The organism is Ruegeria sp. CL7 (assembly GCF_056536445.1).
In genome coordinates this window covers 90,225-110,258 of the sequence record NZ_JBQFPQ010000010.1, presented here as the reverse complement: position 1 = coordinate 110,258, position 20,034 = coordinate 90,225, and the positions used below count along the sequence as shown (strand labels likewise).

Annotated in this window: 21 protein-coding genes; 12 read left to right on the top strand and 9 right to left on the bottom strand. The window is 59.8% G+C overall.

Annotated features, from left to right (window positions below; all coding sequences use genetic code 11):
- Positions 1-6: 6 nt before the first annotated feature.
- Positions 7-1,194: a dual-specificity RNA methyltransferase RlmN gene (gene rlmN, locus ACR0LI_RS18800; protein WP_209835418.1), complete on the top strand. Its 1,188-nt coding sequence runs from the start codon at positions 7-9 to the stop codon at positions 1,192-1,194.
- A 285-nt stretch (positions 1,195-1,479) separates the two neighbouring features.
- A complete protein-coding gene (locus tag ACR0LI_RS18795) occupies positions 1,480-2,097 on the top strand; it encodes a cytochrome P460 family protein (RefSeq protein ID WP_480492462.1) in 618 nt (205 codons plus the stop codon).
- Between the two features lie 6 nt (positions 2,098-2,103).
- Here the strand turns inward: ACR0LI_RS18795 and ACR0LI_RS18790 are convergent, their stop codons facing one another.
- The 3 genes from ACR0LI_RS18790 to ACR0LI_RS18780 form a co-directional block, all read right to left on the bottom strand.
- Positions 2,104-3,765, bottom strand: coding sequence for a U32 family peptidase (locus ACR0LI_RS18790; protein WP_480486436.1), 1,662 nt, complete (start codon positions 3,763-3,765; stop codon positions 2,104-2,106).
- Positions 3,766-3,828: 63 nt separating this feature from the next.
- The gene (locus tag ACR0LI_RS18785; protein ID WP_171638611.1) at positions 3,829-4,167 is read right to left on the bottom strand and encodes a hypothetical protein; all 339 of its coding nucleotides are present in this window, start codon (positions 4,165-4,167) and stop codon (positions 3,829-3,831) included.
- Positions 4,164-5,084, bottom strand: a complete 921-nt coding sequence (locus ACR0LI_RS18780; RefSeq protein ID WP_171638609.1) for a DnaJ C-terminal domain-containing protein — start codon at positions 5,082-5,084, stop codon at positions 4,164-4,166. The genes ACR0LI_RS18785 and ACR0LI_RS18780 overlap by 4 nt, the downstream gene beginning before the upstream one ends.
- A 160-nt stretch (positions 5,085-5,244) precedes the next feature.
- Here ACR0LI_RS18780 and ACR0LI_RS18775 point away from each other — a divergent pair, with 160 nt between their 5' ends.
- The gene (locus ACR0LI_RS18775; protein ID WP_171638607.1) at positions 5,245-5,628 is read left to right on the top strand and encodes a hypothetical protein; all 384 of its coding nucleotides are present in this window, start codon (positions 5,245-5,247) and stop codon (positions 5,626-5,628) included.
- On the opposite strand, the gene ACR0LI_RS18770 is transcribed toward ACR0LI_RS18775, so the two are convergent.
- Both ACR0LI_RS18770 and ACR0LI_RS18765 read right to left on the bottom strand, forming a co-directional pair.
- A complete protein-coding gene (locus tag ACR0LI_RS18770) occupies positions 5,629-6,726 on the bottom strand; it encodes a cystathionine gamma-lyase (RefSeq protein WP_480719012.1) in 1,098 nt (365 codons plus the stop codon).
- 3 nt (positions 6,727-6,729) lie between these two features.
- Positions 6,730-7,572, bottom strand: a complete 843-nt coding sequence (locus ACR0LI_RS18765; protein ID WP_480492460.1) for an LOG family protein — start codon at positions 7,570-7,572, stop codon at positions 6,730-6,732.
- Between the two features lie 79 nt (positions 7,573-7,651).
- On the opposite strand from ACR0LI_RS18765, the gene ACR0LI_RS18760 reads away from it, so the two are divergent.
- The 3 genes from ACR0LI_RS18760 (at position 7,652) to dapD (ending at position 10,143) form a co-directional block, all read left to right on the top strand.
- Positions 7,652-8,563, top strand: coding sequence for a threonine/serine dehydratase (locus tag ACR0LI_RS18760; protein WP_480486442.1), 912 nt, complete (start codon positions 7,652-7,654; stop codon positions 8,561-8,563).
- A gap of 44 nt (positions 8,564-8,607) precedes the next feature.
- Positions 8,608-9,207: a GntR family transcriptional regulator gene (locus tag ACR0LI_RS18755; protein ID WP_171119956.1), complete on the top strand. Its 600-nt coding sequence runs from the start codon at positions 8,608-8,610 to the stop codon at positions 9,205-9,207.
- Between the two features lie 108 nt (positions 9,208-9,315).
- Complete coding sequence (gene dapD / locus ACR0LI_RS18750; RefSeq protein WP_171119955.1) at positions 9,316-10,143, top strand: 2,3,4,5-tetrahydropyridine-2,6-dicarboxylate N-succinyltransferase; 828 nt, start codon at positions 9,316-9,318, stop codon at positions 10,141-10,143.
- 139 nt (positions 10,144-10,282) lie between these two features.
- Here dapD and ACR0LI_RS18745 read toward each other — a convergent pair whose 3' ends face one another.
- Positions 10,283-10,768 (bottom strand): hypothetical protein, encoded by a 486-nt coding sequence (locus tag ACR0LI_RS18745; protein ID WP_480719011.1) that lies wholly within the window; start codon positions 10,766-10,768, stop codon positions 10,283-10,285.
- A gap of 338 nt (positions 10,769-11,106) precedes the next feature.
- Here ACR0LI_RS18745 and ACR0LI_RS18740 point away from each other — a divergent pair, with 338 nt between their 5' ends.
- On the top strand, positions 11,107-11,451 hold the full coding sequence (locus tag ACR0LI_RS18740) for a hypothetical protein (RefSeq protein WP_171637852.1): 345 nt from the start codon (positions 11,107-11,109) through the stop codon (positions 11,449-11,451).
- Here the strand turns inward: ACR0LI_RS18740 and ACR0LI_RS18735 are convergent.
- Positions 11,448-12,506 (bottom strand): transporter substrate-binding domain-containing protein, encoded by a 1,059-nt coding sequence (locus ACR0LI_RS18735; RefSeq protein ID WP_480486446.1) that lies wholly within the window; start codon positions 12,504-12,506, stop codon positions 11,448-11,450. The genes ACR0LI_RS18740 and ACR0LI_RS18735 overlap by 4 nt on opposite strands.
- Before the next feature lie 210 nt (positions 12,507-12,716).
- Between ACR0LI_RS18735 and dapE the strand changes: the two genes are divergently transcribed.
- Genes dapE through rnr form a run of 3 tightly spaced genes read left to right on the top strand, consistent with a single transcriptional unit; the run spans position 12,717 to position 16,741 of the window.
- Entirely contained in the window at positions 12,717-13,856 is a 1,140-nt protein-coding gene (dapE, locus tag ACR0LI_RS18730; RefSeq protein ID WP_480719010.1) for a succinyl-diaminopimelate desuccinylase, read from the top strand.
- Between the two features lie 3 nt (positions 13,857-13,859).
- The gene (locus ACR0LI_RS18725) at positions 13,860-14,435 is read left to right on the top strand and encodes a TIGR04282 family arsenosugar biosynthesis glycosyltransferase (protein WP_480719009.1); all 576 of its coding nucleotides are present in this window, start codon (positions 13,860-13,862) and stop codon (positions 14,433-14,435) included.
- A gap of 47 nt (positions 14,436-14,482) precedes the next feature.
- Complete coding sequence (rnr, locus tag ACR0LI_RS18720) at positions 14,483-16,741, top strand: ribonuclease R (RefSeq protein WP_480492458.1); 2,259 nt, start codon at positions 14,483-14,485, stop codon at positions 16,739-16,741.
- On the opposite strand, the gene ACR0LI_RS18715 is transcribed toward rnr, so the two are convergent.
- Both ACR0LI_RS18715 and ACR0LI_RS18710 read right to left on the bottom strand, forming a co-directional pair.
- On the bottom strand, positions 16,732-17,118 hold the full coding sequence (locus ACR0LI_RS18715) for a DUF1801 domain-containing protein (RefSeq protein ID WP_480719008.1): 387 nt from the start codon (positions 17,116-17,118) through the stop codon (positions 16,732-16,734). The two genes, rnr and ACR0LI_RS18715, sit on opposite strands and share 10 nt — an antisense overlap.
- Entirely contained in the window at positions 17,115-17,813 is a 699-nt protein-coding gene (locus tag ACR0LI_RS18710) for a glutathione S-transferase family protein (protein ID WP_480492456.1), read from the bottom strand. Before ACR0LI_RS18710 ends, ACR0LI_RS18715 begins: the two co-directional genes overlap by 4 nt.
- Positions 17,814-17,898: 85 nt before the next feature.
- On the opposite strand from ACR0LI_RS18710, the gene ACR0LI_RS18705 reads away from it, so the two are divergent.
- Together ACR0LI_RS18705 and ACR0LI_RS18700 are read left to right on the top strand one after the other, a co-directional pair.
- Entirely contained in the window at positions 17,899-18,612 is a 714-nt protein-coding gene (locus ACR0LI_RS18705; RefSeq protein WP_171637837.1) for a helix-turn-helix transcriptional regulator, read from the top strand.
- Positions 18,613-18,674: 62 nt separating this feature from the next.
- A complete protein-coding gene (locus ACR0LI_RS18700) occupies positions 18,675-19,991 on the top strand; it encodes a lytic murein transglycosylase (RefSeq protein WP_480719007.1) in 1,317 nt (438 codons plus the stop codon).
- The last annotated feature ends 43 nt before the right edge of the window (positions 19,992-20,034 follow it).

The window sequence follows — 20,034 nt, the reverse complement described above, 5'->3', positions numbered from 1 at the left end:
ACGCCAATGTCGCCCAAAGCGCCGATCACCCAAGACGTCATGACCATCCCGCGCAAACTGCCCGACGGGAAGATCAACCTCGTCGGCCTTACGCGCGACCGTTTGCGCGAAACCTTGATTGAACACGGCACGCCCGAGAAACAGGCCAAGATGCGCACCGGTCAGATCTGGCAATGGATCTACCAATGGGGCGTGCGCGACTTTGCCCAGATGACCAATCTGGCAAAGGCTTATCGCGCTCAACTGGCCGAGCACTTCGTGATCGAAATCCCCGAGGTGGTCACACGTCAGGTGTCCGAGGACGGCACCCGCAAATACCTGTGCCGTATCGCCGGCGGGCATGAGGTCGAGGTGGTCTACATCCCCGAGGAAGATCGCGGCACGCTGTGTATCTCGTCTCAGGTGGGCTGTACGCTGACCTGTTCGTTTTGTCATACCGGCACTCAAAAACTTGTACGAAACCTGACATCCGCCGAAATCGTTGGCCAGATCATGATGGCGCGCGACGATCTTGAAGAATGGCCAACCCCCGGCGCACCTAAGGACGAAACCCGCCTGCTGTCGAACATCGTTCTGATGGGTATGGGCGAGCCGCTTTACAATTTCGAAAACGTGCGCGACGCGATGAAGATCGCCATGGACCCCGAGGGCATTTCTCTGTCGCGCCGGCGGATTACTCTGTCGACCTCGGGCGTGGTGCCCGAGATCGCGCGCACCGCCGAGGAAATCGGGTGCCTGCTGGCGATCTCGTTCCACGCCACTACGGACGAAACTCGCGACGTTCTTGTGCCCATCAACAAACGTTGGAATATCGAGGAACTGCTGACCGCTTTGGCCAGCTATCCGAATGCTTCGAACTCTGAACGGATCACGTTTGAATATGTGATGCTGGATGGTGTGAATGACAGTGACGAAGATGCGCATCGTTTGATCAATCACATCAAGCGACACAACATTCCGGCCAAGATCAACCTGATCCCGTTCAACGAATGGCCCGGCGCACCGTACAAGCGCAGCTCGAACAACCGCATCCGCGCCTTCGCAAACATCATCTATCAGGCCGGCTATGCCTCGCCCATCCGCAAGACACGCGGTGAGGACATCATGGCGGCTTGCGGTCAGTTGAAGTCGGCGACCGAACGGGCGCGCAAATCACGCAAACAAATCGAGGCCGAAACGGGTCTGAGCCGATAGGGTTTGGTCCATCTGGGCCAGGCTTGATTGGATCGCGCCTTAAGTGTTTTCTGGCTTTGTCTGCACGTCACAATTGTTTTGTTCAAACTTAATGTTTCAGATGCTGAAACTACATGCATGATTTGCTATATTTCTCGTGCCCGTCGCTGAATTTGCCTCTTCAATTCGATGCACAAGCCGGTGAGGTGTCCGGGTCAGAGATGGCAAGTTTTTGCGATTCCGCTAGACTGTTCCAAGTGGTGCAGAAAGCGCTCAGGTGAACTGAATTTCAGGTGGGCCACGATTATGAATGCAAGTTCTTTTTCGATCATCCGTTTTGGTGCCGCTGCGCTCGCTATCGTCTCGGGTTCAAGCTTGGCCTTTGCTGACGGCCAGGACGCTCATATTGCAATCGAAAACCCTGCCGAGTTGAGCAAAAAAGAGGCTTTGGAACACTACCGATCCCTCAATCGCCGCATGGCGCGTGGCTACGCCGTGGCGCAACTGGACCTGATCCTCAACTACCAAAGCTGGCCGATTTTCAACGATGCGCCCTATATTTCGGCAACCCACGGGCAAAGGTATGTGAACAGCTACGCCAATCGCATGGCGCATAACTACGCGACGTTGCAGGAAGGTGAAGAACTTCCCATGGGGTCGGTTCTTGCCAAGGACAGCATGACCGTGACGGATGAAGGTCACGTGCATCCCGGTGCCATGTTCGTAATGGAGAAACTGGCAGAAGATGCCAGCCCGGACACGGCGGATTGGCGTTACATCATGGTCTTGCCGGACGGCTCGGTCTTTGGGGACACTATGGGCGACCGCGCCGGTGCCGTGGCCTATTGCCATGTCTGCCACGAACAGGTGGCAGATCGGGACTATACGTTTTACGTGCCGGAAGAGTATCGAACACGCGACTGAGCCGGCTCAGGCTTGTTGTGCGCCCGGCAGCTTCAGTTCCGTCGCCTCACGGCGGCTGAGTTGTTCGCCCTGCTTGCGCTTTGACAAAACTTCACGGGCCAGCGCGTATTTGTCGTCCTGCCAGAAAATCAAGCAGCCGTTGCAACCTTTGCCACAGCAACCCTCGGTGCCGATGCGGTTGGTTTTGAAACGGCGTTCGTTGCCGTCTTCGCCGATCTTTTCAACCAAGGCGTCGCGACGGCGGGCATAGGCGCCAGGGTTGTCACGGCCCGAGGTTTCCAAACCCTGCACCAGCTTGTCAAAGCGGATGCGGCTCCAGTGTTCGTCAGTCAGGGCGCGTTCCTTGCGCAGAACGGAATAGGCGGGGAACCGGGCGCGCAGATCGTCGATATCCTCGTGGTCGAACAGGGTGAAGGGCAGGCGGATCACTGTTTTGGTGCTGCCATGCACTACGTCCATCCGCGCACCATCGGATGCGCGTTCGAAATCATAGACCCTCAGCAGAACCGTCTCGCGCGAGATGGGCGAGACGAAATCCAGCACATCGCCGGGTTCCAGCTTGTTCTTTACCTCGACCAGAAAGGCATCCTGGGTCACTTCGGTGACGATCCCGGCATATTCCCATTGCGCGATGGACGCCGTGTGCTCGTAATCATGGGCGTAGTTGGTCAGACGCCCCTCGTGGAAGGCCAGCGTATAGCCGCGGTTTCCCACGGTCTCCAACTCGCGCATATAGGGTTTCGGGTCCCAGTTCTGGGGGTCGGCATAGTAATCGTCGATGGCCATGCGATAGGCGCGCGCGACGATGGCGGCGTAGTATTCCGACTTGCCGCGCCCCTCGACCTTGAGGCTGTCGACCCCGATCTTCAGGTATTCGTCCAGCTTGGGCATGATGCACAGATCGCGCGAATTGAGGATGTAGGAACCGCGGTCGTCTTCCTCGATCGGCATCAGATCGCCGGGGCGGCAGCCTTCTTCCAGCAGGAATTCGAACAGGTCGGCGTTTTCTTCGGTGATGCGCAATTCCTGATGTGTGCCATCCTTCAGGCGCAGTTTCAGCGCATAGTTCCAGCGGCAGGAGTTGGCGCAGTTGCCCTGGTTGGCGCCACGTTCCGCCATGAAATTCGACAGCAGGCAACGGCCCGAATAGGTCATGCACATGGCCCCGTGGACGAAGGCCTCGAGCTTGATGTCGGGGCATTTTTCGCGGATTTCCACCAGTTCGGGGTAGGAAACCTCGCGCGCCAGAACCACCAGTTCCGCGCCCTGATCCTGCCAGAACTTCACCGACAGCCAGGAACAGATATTGGCCTGGGTCGAGATGTGCAGCGGCAGTTCCGGCGCGCGGTCGCGCACGTACTGGAACACGCCGGGGTCGGCGATGATCAACCCGTCCGGCTGCACTTTGCGGACAGTGTCGATATATTCGTCCAGCTTCGGGATGTCCTTGTTGTGCGAGAACAGGTTCAGCGTCAGATAGGCGCGCCGGCCATGGCTGTGGCAGAACTCGACGCCCTCGATCACCTCTTCCAGCGAAAACTCGGATTTCGTGCGCAGCGACATATCGGGCGTGCCCAGATACACCGCATCCGCCCCGTAAAGGACAGCGAGTTTCAGCTTGCGCAGATTGCCCGCAGGCATCAGCAATTCAGATCTGGACTGGGTCATGGCGCCACCTGTCAAAGGATCAAGCCGGCCTTCTAATCCAAATGTTTCGAGTCCAAAACCCCGTTATCTGCGACGGAATCGCGCTGTACCGATGACCTTGACCAGTTGCTGCCGCACAGGTTCGGGTTGCGCCTCGATCGCGTTCAGAACTTCGCGCAGTTCGGCCCGCAGCCCATGCAGCTGGTCGATCAGTGAGATCATCATCGACAGCGCATCCGCCTCCATGTCGTACTGTTCGTGCAACTCACAGGCCAGTTCCAGACGGGCGACGTCGATATTTTGATAAACCAGCCCTTGATCCGACTGTTCCGGAATCACGATTTCCGCCGCCAGGTATTCGGTCAGGCGGTCCGAGGTCAGGCGGGTGACCGTTTCGATCAGTTCCTTTTCGGTCAGGATCATAGCTGCATTCCTTTCCGCGGATCATAGCGGTGCTTTTGACGCCAGGTTTCCATGAACTGCTTCAGTTCATCATCGATCTTGTCCGGTGTCGCAATGGTCAGCTCAATCAGCTGATCACCACGGGCGGACGAGCCGCGCTTTTTCACGCCTTTTCCGCGCAACCGAAGCGTTTTGCCGCTGCTGGTGCCTGCCGGGACGTTGACATTCACACCGCCGTCTATGGTAGGGGCCGGGACTTTTCCGCCCAGAATGGCCTCGTCGATTGTGATCGGCAGCGTGATATGGATGTCGTCGCCCTGACGTTCAAAAACCGGGTGCTTGGCGACCGAAACCGTCACCAGTGCGTCACCTGGAGGGCCTTCGCCATATCCCGGCGCGCCTTTGCCGCGCAAACGGATGGTCTGGCCGTCGGTGATCCCGGCCGGGATTTTGACCTCGATCCGGTCTCCATCCGGCAAGGTCAATTTCTGACTGGCGCCGAACACGGCATCCAGAAAGCTGATTTGCAGTGAATAGTTCAGATTGTGACCCGGTGCGTGAAACTGGTGGCCGCGCTGGCCCCCAAAACCGCCGCGACCACGCATGAACTCGGCAAAGATGTCTGACATGTCGTCGGGATCCGCCTGACGCCCGCGATAGGGGTTTCCAGCAGCCTCGGCATAGTCCCGGTAATACTGCTGTTGCGGGCGTTCCTGACCCGAGGCGTCTATTTCCCCGTTGTCGAAACGCGCACGTGTTTCAGGATCTTTCAACAGATCATAAGCAGCGGCGGCGGCCTTGAATTTGGCCTCGGCCGTGGCATCGCCGGGTTTCAGATCCGGATGGCAATCCTTGGCGATACGCCGGTAGGCTTTTTTGATCTCGGCTGCACTGGCGTCCTTCGAGACACCAAGAACGGTGTAGGGGTCGTCGCTCATCTCACTCTCACAGGTCAGGGGCGGGTCTGATCACGATGAAGGTGTTCTACCATTTGATTTCAATGGTTGAAACGGAAGAGGCGATTGAATTGTCTCGTAAAATCCCGAAGACCTGATAGTATATGCATATTTATACTTGTCGAATGACGGAGACCGCCGCATGTCACGCAGAATAAAATCCGCCCTGGCCCTGATGGCCGGGAATGCCATTGGGTTGTTGCTTGCCGCGCTGATATTGTCGGGATTTGCGATCAAGCCGATCTCGTTCATCGTGGTGGTGATTGTCTTCACCGTCGTACAGGTCGTGGCTGAACCCCTGATCCTGAAACTGGGCGAAAAGAAAGCGCCCGCCCTGAAAGGTGGGATCGCCCTGATCGTAACCTTCGTGGGCCTTTTCGTGACCGACCTGATTGCAGCCGGGCTGACCGTTGGCGGGGTTTCGAACCTGCTGGCGGCAACATTGCTGGTCTGGCTGGGGGCGTTGATCGCCAGCGTTGTGCTGCCGATCTACGTGTTCAAAGAACTGCGTGAGCCCAAAAAGTAATCACACGACGTTCAGGCTGGCTTCGATAGCTTGCCACAATTCTTCCACGGGTTCGCATCCGACGGATAGGCGGATGAAGGCCGGATCAACGTCGTCGCCCCAGCGCGCGCGCCGCTCGGCCGAGCTGTGGACGCCTCCGAATGACGTGGCTGGGCGCAGAAGCGAGCAATTGTTGATGAAGGCTTCGGCCCGGTCTTCGCTGTTCAGCGTCAGGGACAGCAGAAATCCGAAACGTGTGGTCTGTTCTTGCGCCAGTTTATGCGACGGGTCGTTGGCCAGCCCGGGATAGCGCACCTGTTTCACTGCGGGATGTGCCGTCAGGCGTTCGGCCAATACTTCGGCCGAGCTGCACATCCGGTCGAACCGAACGTCCAGCGTTTCAAGTCCGCGATGAAGAAGCCATGCTTCATGTGGCCCCGGAATCGAGCCGGAGACTTTCCGCCATTCCTCGACCCGTTCCATGATGTCGCCGTTGCGGCTGGCCACATGGCCCATCAGCATGTCGGAATGCCCGCCCATCGCCTTGGTATCGGACGAGACGACCACATCGATGCCCAGATCGAGAGGACGCTGACCCAGCGGAGTCATCGTCGTATTGTCGGCAATGGTTATGCCCCCGGCAGCGCGCACCCGATCCGCCACCTCGGTCAGATCGATCATGTCCAACCCCGGATTCGAGGGGCTTTCGGCAAAGACCACATCGAACCCGTCAAAACCGCCGTCGGCAAAGGCGGTGGTGGGGCGTTCCTCAACGATCACGCACAGCCGCGACAGGAAACGATCGGCCAATAGGCGCGTCACGTAATAGCCGTCGGAGGGGATCAGCAGGCGTGATCCGGCCTTTACGGTGGCAAACAGTGCTGCGGAAATCGCTGCCATGCCCGAGGGAAAGCTGAGGCAGGGCGCGTCTTCCAAATGCGACAGAACATGCTCCAGATGCACCCAGGTCGGGTTGTCCACCCGGCCGTAACTCGCCTGCCCGTCCGGGGTGCCCGGCAGGTGGTACATGCTGCTTTGGGTCAGTGGCAGCGCTACGGGTTCGCCCTTGCTCAGGGCATTTCCGCGCAGATGCAGCATCTCTCCGGTCTTGGGCGCCATGGTTCAGCGCCCCGGTATTTCGTCGCGGGGCGGGGCGGGCTCCCAGTTTTCAATGATCTCGACCGCTTCCTGCGCCGTGTCCACAAAGCGGAACAGGTCAAGATCCTCGTCCGAGATGGTTCCGGCATCGGCCAGCGCTTTCCAGTTGATGACCTTTTCCCAGAATTCGCGACCAAACAGCAGGAAGGGCACGCGGTCCATCCGGCCGGTCTGAATCAGGGTCAGGGATTCGAACAGCTCGTCCAATGTGCCGAAACCACCGGGGAAAATCGTGATGGCGCGGGCGCGCATCAGGAAATGCATCTTGCGGATGGCGAAATAGTGGAAGTTGAAGCTGAGATCCGGCGTCACATAAAGGTTCGGGGCCTGCTCGTGCGGCAGAACGATATTCAACCCGATCGAGCATCCGCCCGCGTCCTGTGCCCCACGGTTGCCTGCCTCCATCACACCGGGGCCGCCGCCCGTGACGATCACGTTTTCACGGCAGCCGGTCTCGTTCGATTTCACGGTCATCAGCCGCGCGAACTCGCGCGCCTCGTCGTAATAGGTCGACAGACCAGCCAGCGTTTCCGTTCGTGCGGTGTGTTTCTGCGATGGTTCAGGGATGCGCGCGCCGCCGAACATCACGATGGTCGAGGTGATCTCGCGCTCACTCATGATCATCTCGGGTTTCAGCAGTTCCAGTTGCAGACGTACCGGGCGCAGCTCGTCGCGGCACAGGAATTCGTCATCGGCAAAGGCAAGGCGATAGGCGGACGATCGCGTTTGCGGCGTGTCCGGCACTTCGCTCGCGGTCGAACGATCTGTCTGCGCATCGCGAAACGGATTGTGGCGGTCTTCTCTCATGGGTGATCGATCCCTGCTTGCGTGTTTTCCAAACAGCTATAGGGTTCGCGGGCAGAGTGCCAGTCACGGAAAGACAAGAATGAATTGGAAGAGCGAAATATCAGCGGCGCGGGATCGTATCGCCGGGCATACGCAGGTGACGCCGGTGATCGAGAGCCGAGTTCCGGGCCATCCCATTGAGCTGAAGCTGGAGCACATGCAGCACACGGGCAGTTTCAAGGCGCGCGGTGCGTTCAATACGTTGCTGAGCCTCGACGTGCCCGATGCAGGTGTCGTGGCTGCATCCGGTGGCAATCATGGTGCAGCGGCGGCCTTTGCGGCGCAGGCGCTTGGTTATCCGGCCAAGATTTTCGTGCCCGAACTGGCGGGGCCATCCAAGATTGCATTGATCCGGCAAACCGGCGCGGATCTGAGCGTTGTGCCCGGCGAATACGCCAATGCGCTGACACAGGCGCAGGCGCATGAAGCGGAGACCGGCGCGATGCAGATTCACGCCTATGATGCGCCGGCTACCGTGGCGGGGCAGGGGACCTGCTTTGCGGAATGGGATGCGCAGGGCCTACAGGCAGATACGGTGTTGGTCGCCGTGGGCGGGGGTGGGCTGATCGCCGGGGCGTTGGCCTGGTTTGACGGAGCGCGCAAGGTCGTGGCGGTCGAACCCCAGACCTCTTGTGCATTGAATGCGGCGTTGCAGGCCGGTGAGCCGGTGGATGTTTCCGTATCCGGCATCGCGGCAAATGCGCTTGGCGCGCGCCGGATTGGGCAGATCTGTTTCGACCTGGCACAGGGGATGACGTCGGTCCTGGTGTCGGATGATGCCATCGCGGCGGCTCAGAAGACGTTGTGGCAGGCGCATCGTATTCTGGTGGAGCCGGCGGGCGCCACGGCGTTGGCAGCCTTGACCTCGGGCGTGTATCGGCCCGAACCGGGCGAGCGCGTGGCCGTTCTGGTGTGTGGTGCGAATGTCGCGCCGGACCCGCTTGCGGGGTGAATTATCTGGTTGAGGATAGCTGTCGTAGATTTTATCTATAATTTATGACCGCTACGATCTCGGACACGATTTACCAGAACCTCAGCCAGCAAATCATAACCGGAGAGCTGAGCGCCGGGGAAAAGCTGCGGCAGGATCATATTGCCCGCACCTTCGACACCAGCCATGTTCCGGTGCGGGAAGCCCTGTTGCGGCTTGAGGCGCATGGACTGGCCCGGCACGAGCCGCGCCGGGGCATGCGGGTCACGGCGCTGGACCCGGCAGAGGTGCGAGAGGTCATCGAAATGCGCGTGGCGCTGGAAACACTGGCGTTGCAGCAATCGGTGCAGAACATGTCTCCGGTCGCGTTGGACAAGATCGACCGCGCACGCATCGCCTGTGACGAGGCGCAGACGATGCCCCAATGGGAGGCGTTGAACAGAGCATTCCATCGCGCCATCCTGACACCTTGCGGGCTGCCCCGTCTGTTGCACACCATCGACGATCTGCATATCGCAAGCGCACGCCACTTGTTTGCGCACTGGCGGTCGAAATGGGTGCAGCAAACTGACAAGGATCACGCCGCACTTGTTCAGGCACTCAGGCGGAAGGACCTGAGCACGGCAAAAGGTATTCTGACCCGACATATACGCCGCGCCAGCTGATTGCGGGCCTTTCAGACGCAAAACGGCCCGTGTTCGTCGCATTGCGCCATGGGCCCGGCTTGCGTATAGGCCAAACCAACATGAACAGATTCTGTAGGGAGACGCCCCATGTCCAACGCGCAACTGGAAGCCGCCATCGAAGCCGCCTGGGAGGCGCGCGACACGATCACACCTGCCACGGCAGGTGAACAACGCGAAGCGATCGAAGACACGCTGAACGCGCTGGACAGCGGGTCGCTGCGTGTTGCCGAAAAGCTGGAAAACGGCGACTGGCACGTGAACCAGTGGGCCAAAAAGGCGGTTCTGCTGGGCTTTCGCATCAAGGACATGGAAATTCAGACAGGCGGTCCGCAGGACGGCGGCTGGTGGGACAAGGTGGACAGCAAGTTCGCTGGTTGGGGTGAAGATCAATGGCGCTCGGCCGGGTTCCGCGCGGTTCCCAACTGCGTTGTCCGCAAATCGGCCTATATCGCGCCGGGCGTGGTGCTGATGCCATCCTTTGTCAACCTTGGCGCCTATGTGGATGAAGGCACCATGGTCGACACCTGGGCGACCGTCGGCTCATGCGCGCAGATCGGCAAAAATGTCCACCTGTCGGGCGGCGTAGGTATCGGTGGCGTGCTGGAGCCGATGCAGGCCGGCCCGACCATCATCGAGGACAACTGCTTTATCGGCGCGCGCTCCGAGGTGGTCGAGGGCTGCATCGTCCGCGAAGGCTCGGTTCTGGGGATGGGCGTGTTCATCGGCAAATCAACCAAGATCGTGGATCGGGAAACCGGCGAAGTGACATATGGCGAAGTCCCGCCCTATTCCGTGGTCGTCGCGGGTTCGATGCCGTCAAAGAACAACATCAGCCTGTATTGCGCGGTGATCGTGAAGCGGGTGGATGAAAAGACCCGGTCGAAAACCGGCATCAACGAATTGCTGCGGGACTGATCGCCCCGGTTGTACAGAAAGGCCGGAGCTGACCCGCTCCGGCCTTTCCGTTTTTTGGGGTGTTTGACTTATGCGACCGCACCTTGGTCAGAGCCTGTCCTGAGATTGTGTCCTGGCTCAGACGAACGCTCTGTGTGGGTCAGCGATTTTCACCCTGCATAGCGTCAACTTCTGAGTTTCCTGCGTTGGTTTCCGTGCCTTCGCTTTCGTTATCGCCGCCGCTTTCGTTATCGTCGCCGCCTTCGTTGTCGCCGCCGCCTTCGTTGTCGCCGCCGCTTTCGTTACCGTCGCCGCCTTCGTTATCGTCGCCACCTTCGTTGTCGCCGCCGCCTTCGTTGTCGCCGCCGCCTTCGTTATCGTCGCCGCCTTCGTTGTCGCCGCCGCTTTCGTTATCGTCGCCGCCTTCGTTGTCGCCGCCGCTTTCGTTATCGCCGCCGCTTTCGTTATCGCCGCCGCCTTCGTTGTCGCCACCGCTCTCGCTATCGCCCCCGTCTTCGCTATCGCCACCGCCGTCTTGGGCGTAAGCTGCACTTGGCGTCACAAAAGACAGCACGGCGACAGCAGGTACTCCGGAAAGCACAATCACACTTGCAGTTGTCATCATTAACTTGGACAGAACACTCATTTTAATTCTCCTGTAAAAAAATGACTTACGCAGTGGCACCATCCTAGGGTTGGCTTCTCTTCACCGTTGTGAAAGGCAGGAAACGCGTCGAACTCAGCAGGAAATGGCTAAAATTGAGGTCAAAATGTGGCAAAAATGTGCCCGATTCAACTTAAGGAATGGAGTTGAAGCGCGGCTCAATTTTTGGGCGAAAATGGGGAAGGGGCTTTGCTGAGTCGCATTCCTTCAAATCCTCTAGGCTTGTGGGCCGGGCAGGGGGCTGCGGAAGATTCCACGCTCAAAGCCTGGATCGATGGAAGCAGTTGACCCTCCAAAACACCGCGCGTAATGCAAGGCCCATGGAAAAGCAAAAGAAGCCCTCTCGTCAGCAAGTCTATACCCTTCTGGTCCAGATCGGCCGCAAGGACGGCGACGGGCTGCCGGACGGTGCGACGGGGGCGGCACTGATCTGCTACGCCAGCGGCGTGGACGAAGCCGAGGCCGTGCGCGAGACGGTGGCTATTCTGAAGCAGGCCGACACCGCGCCTTTGGATGTCACCGGCTACGGGACCCTGGCCGAGCGTGAGGCACAGGGACATGACATCGAACCTGACGAACGTGCCCTGATGCAGCGTGCCCTGGATGAAAACGCCGTGATCGTCGCGCAGATGACACCGTTCTTCGGGGACGAGGCGCCGGCCTAGTTCCGCATACCGAACCACTTGCGATAGATTTCGTCATAAGTACCGTCTTCACGCAACGAAAGCAGGGCCTGGTTGACATCCTCGACCAGAGGCGACCCGGTCGGGAAAGCGATGCCATAGTTCTCGCGCAGGAAGACGCCGCCTGTCATCGACGCCGTTCGCCGGCCTTCATGGGCCGCATAATAAGACAGGATCGGCGCGTCGAATACGACAGCATCCAGTTGTTTGGACTGGAACGCATCCAGCATCTGCTCCAGCCCGGGATAGCCGGTGAATTCAATATCACGCCGGTTCAGAAAACTTGCCGCGGTCGAGTCCGAGATTGTCCCGACATTTTTGCCATACAGGTCATTCACCGAATTCACGCTGCCCGTGATCGCATCCACCGTCATGACCGAGGTGATGCGGGCCGTGAAAACGGACACGATGAACAGTGACGAAACAACCAGAATGACACCCAGAAGCCGGCCGAAAGGCGTGCGCGGCATCCTCTCTTCGAACCCGCCGTTCACGACGAGGTTCAGCGCCCACCAGAACGAGGGAAACCATGCCTCGTTCAGCTTGCGATCGAAATAGGGTTGAGCACTGCGCTCAAAGCTCCACATCAACATGCCGCCGCCCAACAGAATGGCGAAGGCCAGGCCGATGGCGATAAAAAGCTCTTTTGAGAGCAGCGCATGCAGCAGCGAAGGCTGGCGCGCGGCTTCCGATGGCACCATGATCTGTAGGCCCGCCTCAAAGATCGGCTGGCTGAAGTCCATTTGCGTTTCCCGCAGCGCAGTGATCGAGATATTGGCGACTGCAAGATCGGCGGACCCATTCTGAACCGCCTCCAGCATATCCGAGAATGAATCCACCCGATTGATGGAATAGTCCCAGTTCAGCGCTTCTGCCAGCGCGGCGAGCAGATCCATCGAAAAGCCGGTTTCCGCACCGTCTTCGACATAGGAAAACGGGGGGCGGGTCACCGTCGTGACCGTGAGGGACTGTGCCATGCTCTGCTGCGCTAGGACGGCGAAAGTCAGGCAGATCAGTGCGTAGAATGCGCGCTTCATTTTCATTCACCTGTTTCGCGGCCCTGTAACGCGATTGCGCGGCTGGCGGCAAGATGGTCGCCGGGTAAACCGCCATGATTTGTCAGGGTATCGCTTTGATATCTGCTCAGTCGGGTGAAATGATATTTTTGCGAATTGGGGTTGGAAAACCGGCCAATTCGTTGAATCTGTGCGCGAACCCGCGAAAGACACCGTTCCAGAGGCCATTGCATGACCGACCCCGTCCAATTGACAGCCGATCTGATCCGTTGCCCATCGGTCACACCAGCCGAGGGCGGCGCGCTTGTTCTGCTGGGATCGAAGCTGGCGGATGCGGGGTTTGAATGCACGCGTGTCGACCGTGGTGGCGTCAGCAACCTGTTCGCACGATGGGGCCAGAAAGGCCATCCGCGCAGTTTCGGGTTCAACGGCCATACCGATGTTGTGCCGGTCGGCGACGAAGCCGCATGGACGATGCCGCCTTTCGGGGCCGAAATACGCGATGGTGTGATGTATGGGCGTGGGGCAACGGATATGAAATCCGGCGTTGCGGCGTTTGCGGCGGCGGCAATCGATTTCGTGCGCGACACCCCGCCTGACGGCGCCATCATCCTGACGATTACCGGCGACGAGGAAGGCGACGCGCTGGATGGCACGACCGCCTTGCTGGATTACATGGACGGCGCCGATGAACATATGTCTGTCTGTGTGGTGGGTGAGCCCACTTGCCCGAACAAGATGGGTGAAATGATGAAGATCGGCCGTCGGGGGTCGATGACCGCATGGTTTACGATCACCGGTGTTCAGGGGCATTCGGCCTATCCGCATCGTGCCAAGAACCCGTTGCCAGCCATGGCCCGGCTGATGGATCGGCTGGCGGGTCACGAACTGGATCAGGGCACGGACCACTTCGATGCTTCGACATTGGCAGTGGTGACAATCGATACCGGGAATGCGGCCACCAACGTAATCCCGGCGCAGTGCAAGGGAACGGTGAATATTCGATTCAATGATCTGCATTCCGGGGCCGGCCTGAGCGACTGGCTGAAGTCGGAAGCAGATCAGGTGGCCGCTCGGTTCGGCGTTGAAATAGATGTCGCAATCAAGATTTCAGGCGAAAGCTTTCTGACCCCGCCGGGGCCCTTGTCGGATCTGGTGGCCAAGGCGGTAGAGGCGGAAACAGGCGCAACGCCCGAGCTTTCGACGACCGGTGGTACGTCGGATGCGCGTTTCATCAAGAACCATTGCCCGGTTGTAGAGTTCGGTCTGGTCGGTCGCACGATGCATCAGGTTGACGAGTGCGTCGAGGTGGCCCAGATCCAGCAACTCAAATCGATTTATAACCGCATCCTGACCGATTATTTCGCCTGATCCATGCAGCGCACATTGGTGATCATGGTGAAGGAACCTCAACCGGGCCGCGTCAAAACGCGGCTTGGACGAGAAATCGGCATGGTCGCGGCGGCGTGGTGGTTTCGGCACCAGACTCGGACCTTGATCCGGCGGCTGCGTGATCCCCGTTGGCGAATCGTTTTGGCCGTCTCACCCGATCAGCAGGGTCTGAACAGCCGGGTATGGCCCGCTGACCTGCCGCGCGCCGCGCAGGGGCGTGGGGACCTGGGGGATCGTATGGGGCGGATGCTGCGCGGGATGCCCAAGGGCCCGGTTTGCCTGATCGGTGCGGACATTCCGGGCATTTCGCGCCGCCATATTGCCCGTGCTTTCCACGCTTTGGGGCGTTCTCAAATGGTGTTTGGGCCAGCCCCGGATGGTGGCTATTGGCTGGTCGGCGGGCAACGATATGCAGCCTTGCCGGCAAGTCTGTTCCAAAACGTGCGCTGGTCGACGGAACACGCATTGGCTGACACGCTGGCCTCGATTTCTGGCGGTCGGGTGTCATTGCTTGATCAGCTGCGCGATGTGGATACGGTTGCCGATCTTGACCCCTGAGGCTTTTTGGTCATGACGCGGTCGCAAACGCGTGCTAGGCCGGACGTATGACTCGCATCCCTACCAAGCAGGAGGTCCTGGACTGGATCTCGGCGAACCCCACCCTGACCTCAAAACGCGATATCGCCAAAGCCTTTGGCATCAAGGGCGCGGATCGGATTGATCTGAAACGTATCCTCAAAGAGCTTGAGGCTGAAGGCCATCTTGAGAAGCGCAAGCGCAGTTACCGCGACCCGGATCGCCTGCCGCCGGTCAGCGTGTTGCAGGTAAAGGCGCCGAATGCCGATGGCGACCTGTTCGCGCGGCCGCTGGAATGGCATGGCGAGGGGGTCGAGCCCATCGTTCTGATCATTGCTCGCGCCAGCGACCCGGCGCTGGGCGAAGGTGATCGCATTCTGGCTCGTCTGACCGTGGTGCATGAGGAAGATCACAATTACGAAGCCCGCCTGATCCGCCGTATCGGAACGAACCCTCGGAAAATCGTGGGTATCTTCCGCAAAGGGGCCGAAGGCGGGCGGATCGTGCCGATCGACAAGGCCGGATCGACCGAATGGCTGGTGGCCGAAGGCGCTGCGCTGGGCGCCAGGGATGGCGAACTGGTCGAGGCCGAGCAAGCCGGGCCGAAAAACCGCATGGGGCTGCCACGCGCGCGTATCGTTGAACGGCTGGGCGACCCTACTGCGCCCAAGGCCGTTTCGTTGATCGCGATCCATCAGCACGGCATCCCGGATGATTTCCCCGACAAGGTGATTGCCGAGGCCGACAAGGCCAAACCTGTCGGCCTGAAAGGCCGCGAGGATCTGCGGGATATGCCTTTGCTGACGATCGATCCCTCGGACGCGCGCGATCATGACGACGCCTGTTATGCCCATGCTGATGACGACCCGAAAAACCCGGGCGGTCATGTGATCTGGGTCGCCATTGCTGATGTCGCCGCCTATGTGCGGCCCGGCACCGCGCTGGACCGCGAGGCGCGCAAGCGCGGCAATTCCAGCTATTTCCCCGACCGCGTCGTGCCGATGCTGCCCGACCGTCTGTCGGGTGATCTGTGTTCGCTGCACGAAGGCGTGCCGCGCGCCTGTATCGCGGTGCGGATGCAGATCGACGCGGATGGCAACAAGATCGGTCACCGGTTCGTGCGCGGTCTGATGCGCTCGGCAGCCTCGTTGAACTATGCCGAGGTGCAAGAGGCCATCGACGGTCATCCGAACGACCGCACTGGGCCGTTGCTGGAGAGCGTTCTGAAACCGCTTTATGCTGCATATGCCGCGCTGAAAAAGGCCCGTGCTGATCGCCAGCCGCTGGAGCTGGACCTGCCGGAGCGCAAGATCGTTCTGAACGACAAGGGCGAGGTCGAAAGCGTAGCCTTCCGTGACCGGCTGGACGCGCACCGGCTGATCGAGGAATTCATGATCCTGGCCAACGTGGCCGCCGCCGAGACGCTGATCGCCAAGCGCAGCCCGCTGCTGTTCCGCGTGCACGAAGAACCCGCGCCCGAAAAACTGGAAAGCCTGCGCGAGACGGCGCAGGCCGCCGGGCTGAATCTGGCCAAGGGGCAGGTGCTCCAGACCCGTCACCTGAACGCGCTGCTGAATGCCGCCGCCGGCACCGAGGATGCCGAGCTGATCAATCTCAGCACCTTGCGGTCGATGGCGCAGGCCTATTACAGCCCGGAAAACTTCGGCCATTTCGGGCTGGCGCTGCGTAATTACGCGCATTTCACCTCGCCCATCCGGCGCTATGCAGACCTGATCGTGCACCGGGCGCTGATCTCGGCCCATGGCTGGGGCAAGGACGGGCTGACCGAGGATGAAATTGCCCGGCTCGAAGAAACGGCCACGCATATTTCGGATACCGAACGCCGCTCGATGATGGCCGAGCGCGATACGACCGACCGCTATCTGGCGGCCTATCTCAGCGAACGTGTGGGCAACGAATTCACCGGGCGGATCAGTGGCATTGCCCGGTTCGGGGCCTTCGTGAAAATGGACGAAACGGGCGCGGATGGCCTGGTGCCGGTGCGGTCTTTGGGGCGCGAATTCTTCCATTTTGATCGAGAGGCCGGAACGCTGATGGGCTCGGATTCCGGGCTGATCATCGCCATCGGCCAGCGGGTCACGGTGAGGCTGACCGAGGCGACACCTGTGACCGGCGGGTTGGAGCTGGAACTGCTGTCCATCGACGATCAGGCCCTGCCGCGCGGGCGCGGGCCCGCCAAGCGGTCGACGCGACGCAAGGCAGCCAGCACCAAGCGCAAGAAGGACAAGATCAAGCGCAAGGTCGAACGCAAGCGCCGTCAAAGGTGATAGGTCAGCGCCCGGGCAATCAGCCAGCCATGGCGGGTTTCATCGATCTGGCTCGGGTCATCGAACAGAATGGCCCGGTTCCCGTCGATTCGGTCCTCGCCCGGAAAGGCCGTGGTGAAATCACCGATCAATCGGCTTTGGCAGCGCACGAACAGTGCGAAATCCGCGGATTTGTGAGCCCCCAGCCAGATCGTTGACCCTTTGGGGGCAAGATAGGCGGGCTGGCCCCAGCGCAGCTCTTCTCGCAATGGAGTGGCGGCGGGCAGAGACTCTGCTGTATTCAGTATCAGATCACGAAGCGCCAGGGCTCCCGCGCGTGCTTGCGGGGGCAGGGCTTCAAAGGCCGAGGCGACTGTCGGGTCATCAAAAGGTTTCATGCAATCGGTATCGCCTGTTCCATCCGGTCTACGTAACTGTTCAACAGATTATCTTGTTTGATCCTTCGGGTCAGTGGGGTATCGGCAGGCGTTGCGCGCATGGCGGCGAGCATTGGGCCGACGCTCATATCTGCTGATGTCGGTTGATCCGCCAGCAGGAACCGGGATTGCCACAGATGGGCCGAGATCGCCTCGAGATCGCGTTCGACCCGGTCCAGGCGCTCGGGCAACGAGAACCGGCCGATCCCTTGTGACCTGGTTCCTTTCAGAACGGATTTTCGGATCGCATTGGACGCCGGCTTTCGGATCAGAGCCGGAATTCCGGTGAAAAAGGTTTCGCGAAGGATTGGCCAGACCTCGTCATTGCCCCAGCGGTCCAGAACGATGTGGAAATACAGATGCTCTTCGGCCATTCGTACCAGCGCGCGGGATTGCGCTTTTTCCACATCCGAAAGCCCCTGATCGAACTCCGCCCCCTTCCGTTCCAGCCAATCGCGGATCAGATCGCTGTCCGGAATCAACCGCTCTGGCGTGCGCAGCACTGGCAGTTTTTGATGCGGCATCCTGCGCGGGTCAAGCATGTCCGAACGCTGCCAGACCTGACCGGAGTGCTGAAGCATCAAGGCTGTCTTGACGCAGAACGGACTGGCGCTGAACAGTCCGAAGGCGGAAGGATAGGTGAGAAGGGTCAGCATCGCGTGGCTCCGTATATTTGACGTGCCGGATGAGTAAACCGAGCTGATGACAGTTTTTGTCATTAGGGATAGGCTAGGGTTCATCATGTCCCGCACCGCCCGATTGTTCCAACTGATGCAAGCCCTGCGTTCTGGCCCATCGCCCAGAACGTCTGAACAACTGGCGCAGGATCTGGGTGTTTCTGCCAGAACGATACACAGGGATATTGACGCGCTGCGTGGTCTGGGGGCCGTTATCGACGGTGAGGCAGGGTTTGGATTCACCCTGATCGAAGATGCCACTTTGCCGCCATTGGGTTTCACCGATGACGAGCTTGAGGCCCTGGTTCTTGGCTTGCGCGAAGTTCAGGTGATTGGTGACCCGGCCTTGTCAGATGCAGCCAGCGCCGCCCTGCGGAAATTGCAGGGGCGATTGCCACAGCGTCAGTCCCATCGGCTGAGCCACGCGGTTCTGGCGGCAACGCGGTTCAATCGCCCGCCCGCGCCAACAATCGACGTGGCCATTTTGCGGCAGGCGACGTGGGACGAACGCGCGATCGAGTTCTCGTATACGGACGCAAAGGGCGGTGCCACACAAAGACGGGTCAACCCGCTGAGCATCGTCTATATGGATCGATCAAATGTGTTGCTCGGCTGGTGCCACCTGAGACAGGATTTTCGCGTCTTCCGGTTGGATCGCATGCAGGACATGTCCGTGACAGATCAAAGCTTTAGACCTTACCGGGTGCCCATGCTGCGCGAAGTTTTGGCGCAAATCCGCGCAGCGCGCGACGCGCAAGAACGCGATGAGGACGCCTGAGACTTTGTGATTCGCCGATTTTGCGCTACCCTGAGGTCGAGCAGTAATCAGGAAAAATCGGAATGCAAAAATGCGTAGGCGGCGTCATGACCGTCGCATTGTGGGCATCCATGGTGCAGGCGGACATATCAGAAAATACGACTTGGCCAGACAGTGCAGTGTCCGGCAAAACGATACAGCTGGCCTCGGCGGATGTGGCGGTTTCGATCCGTCCGGTCCCGCGCCCGGCGGTTGAGGCTTTGCGGGTGTCCGCGGCCGTGACCGCACGGTTTCAGGCCTGGCTCGGCGCGTTTCACGAGCGCGCGAAGCAGCAGGGTATATCGGAAAGAACATTGAACAGGGTGTTCCCGGACATGATCTTTGACGAGGACATCCTGAAACGAGACCGCAATCAGGCTGAATTTTCGAAACCGATCTGGGCGTATCTGGATTCCGCCGTCTCGGACACGCGCGTTTCCAATGGTCGTGCCGCGATGCAACGACATCGGCAGGTGTTGCAGCAAATCGAGGCGGTATATGGCGTAGAAAAGGAAGTGGTCACGGCGATCTGGGGGTTGGAAACATCATTCGGCTCTTATCGTGGCAGCAACCGGACGCTGAGTTCCTTGGCGACGCTGGCCTTTGATGCACGGCGGGCGCAGTTCTTTGAAACGCAGTTGATCGCCGCGCTGAGGATCGTGCAGGCAGGCGATGTCAGCGCCAAAAACATGCTGGGCAGCTGGGCAGGTGCGATGGGGCACACGCAATTCATGCCAACTTCGTATCTGGATCACGCAGTTGATTTCGATGGCGATGGTCGGCGAGACATCTGGTCGGATGATCCGACGGATGCGCTGGCCTCGGCCGCGTCCTATCTGGCGCGACACGGTTGGAAAAAGGGGCAGCCCTGGGGCGTCGAGGTGCGCTTGCCCGAAGGGTTTGACTATGCCACCGCCAAACGGGACTTCACCCTGCTGCCGTCAGATTGGGCGGCGCGTGGCGTGGTCGGGCGTGACGGCAAACCGGTCCTGGATCACGGGCAAGCCGCAATCCTTTTGCCCGCCGGGAGGCATGGCGTGGCGCTGATGATTTTCGACAATTTCAGCGTGATCGAGGCCTATAACGGGGCCGACGCTTACGTGATCGGTATCGGACACCTGTCCGACCGGCTTGCGGGTGGCGCACCGTTTCAGTCCGACTGGCCCCGAGGGGAGCGGGCGCTAAGCTTCACCGAGAAGAAAGAACTGCAAACCCGCCTGACCAATGCGGGGTTCGATACAAAGGGTATCGATGGGCGTACAGGGCCGAATACCATCAATGCGGTTCGCGCCTACCAACTGGCGCAGGGCTTGGTGCCGGACGGCTATCCAACTGCGACACTTTTGGAGCGGTTGCGGTGAACGATAAGAGGCGACCCAGACGGGCCGCCCCTTAATAGAACCT

Coding starts and splice junctions, on each gene's coding strand:
- rnr (WP_480492458.1), top strand. CDS start 14,483: ATGACTCGCATCCCTACCAAGCAGGAGGTCCTGGACTGGATCTCGGCG.
- ACR0LI_RS18725 (WP_480719009.1), top strand. CDS start 13,860: ATGCAGCGCACATTGGTGATCATGGTGAAGGAACCTCAACCGGGCCGC.
- ACR0LI_RS18735 (WP_480486446.1), bottom strand. CDS start 12,506: ATGAAGCGCGCATTCTACGCACTGATCTGCCTGACTTTCGCCGTCCTA.
- rlmN (WP_209835418.1), top strand. CDS start 7: ATGTCGCCCAAAGCGCCGATCACCCAAGACGTCATGACCATCCCGCGC.
- ACR0LI_RS18710 (WP_480492456.1), bottom strand. CDS start 17,813: ATGCTGACCCTTCTCACCTATCCTTCCGCCTTCGGACTGTTCAGCGCC.
- dapE (WP_480719010.1), top strand. CDS start 12,717: ATGACCGACCCCGTCCAATTGACAGCCGATCTGATCCGTTGCCCATCG.
- ACR0LI_RS18700 (WP_480719007.1), top strand. CDS start 18,675: ATGCAAAAATGCGTAGGCGGCGTCATGACCGTCGCATTGTGGGCATCC.
- ACR0LI_RS18755 (WP_171119956.1), top strand. CDS start 8,608: ATGACCGCTACGATCTCGGACACGATTTACCAGAACCTCAGCCAGCAA.
- ACR0LI_RS18760 (WP_480486442.1), top strand. CDS start 7,652: ATGAATTGGAAGAGCGAAATATCAGCGGCGCGGGATCGTATCGCCGGG.
- dapD (WP_171119955.1), top strand. CDS start 9,316: ATGTCCAACGCGCAACTGGAAGCCGCCATCGAAGCCGCCTGGGAGGCG.
- ACR0LI_RS18785 (WP_171638611.1), bottom strand. CDS start 4,167: ATGATCCTGACCGAAAAGGAACTGATCGAAACGGTCACCCGCCTGACC.
- ACR0LI_RS18740 (WP_171637852.1), top strand. CDS start 11,107: ATGGAAAAGCAAAAGAAGCCCTCTCGTCAGCAAGTCTATACCCTTCTG.
- ACR0LI_RS18765 (WP_480492460.1), bottom strand. CDS start 7,572: ATGAGAGAAGACCGCCACAATCCGTTTCGCGATGCGCAGACAGATCGT.
- ACR0LI_RS18715 (WP_480719008.1), bottom strand. CDS start 17,118: ATGAAACCTTTTGATGACCCGACAGTCGCCTCGGCCTTTGAAGCCCTG.
- ACR0LI_RS18775 (WP_171638607.1), top strand. CDS start 5,245: ATGTCACGCAGAATAAAATCCGCCCTGGCCCTGATGGCCGGGAATGCC.
- ACR0LI_RS18705 (WP_171637837.1), top strand. CDS start 17,899: ATGTCCCGCACCGCCCGATTGTTCCAACTGATGCAAGCCCTGCGTTCT.
- ACR0LI_RS18745 (WP_480719011.1), bottom strand. CDS start 10,768: ATGAGTGTTCTGTCCAAGTTAATGATGACAACTGCAAGTGTGATTGTG.
- ACR0LI_RS18770 (WP_480719012.1), bottom strand. CDS start 6,726: ATGGCGCCCAAGACCGGAGAGATGCTGCATCTGCGCGGAAATGCCCTG.
- ACR0LI_RS18795 (WP_480492462.1), top strand. CDS start 1,480: ATGAATGCAAGTTCTTTTTCGATCATCCGTTTTGGTGCCGCTGCGCTC.
- ACR0LI_RS18780 (WP_171638609.1), bottom strand. CDS start 5,084: ATGAGCGACGACCCCTACACCGTTCTTGGTGTCTCGAAGGACGCCAGT.
- ACR0LI_RS18790 (WP_480486436.1), bottom strand. CDS start 3,765: ATGACCCAGTCCAGATCTGAATTGCTGATGCCTGCGGGCAATCTGCGC.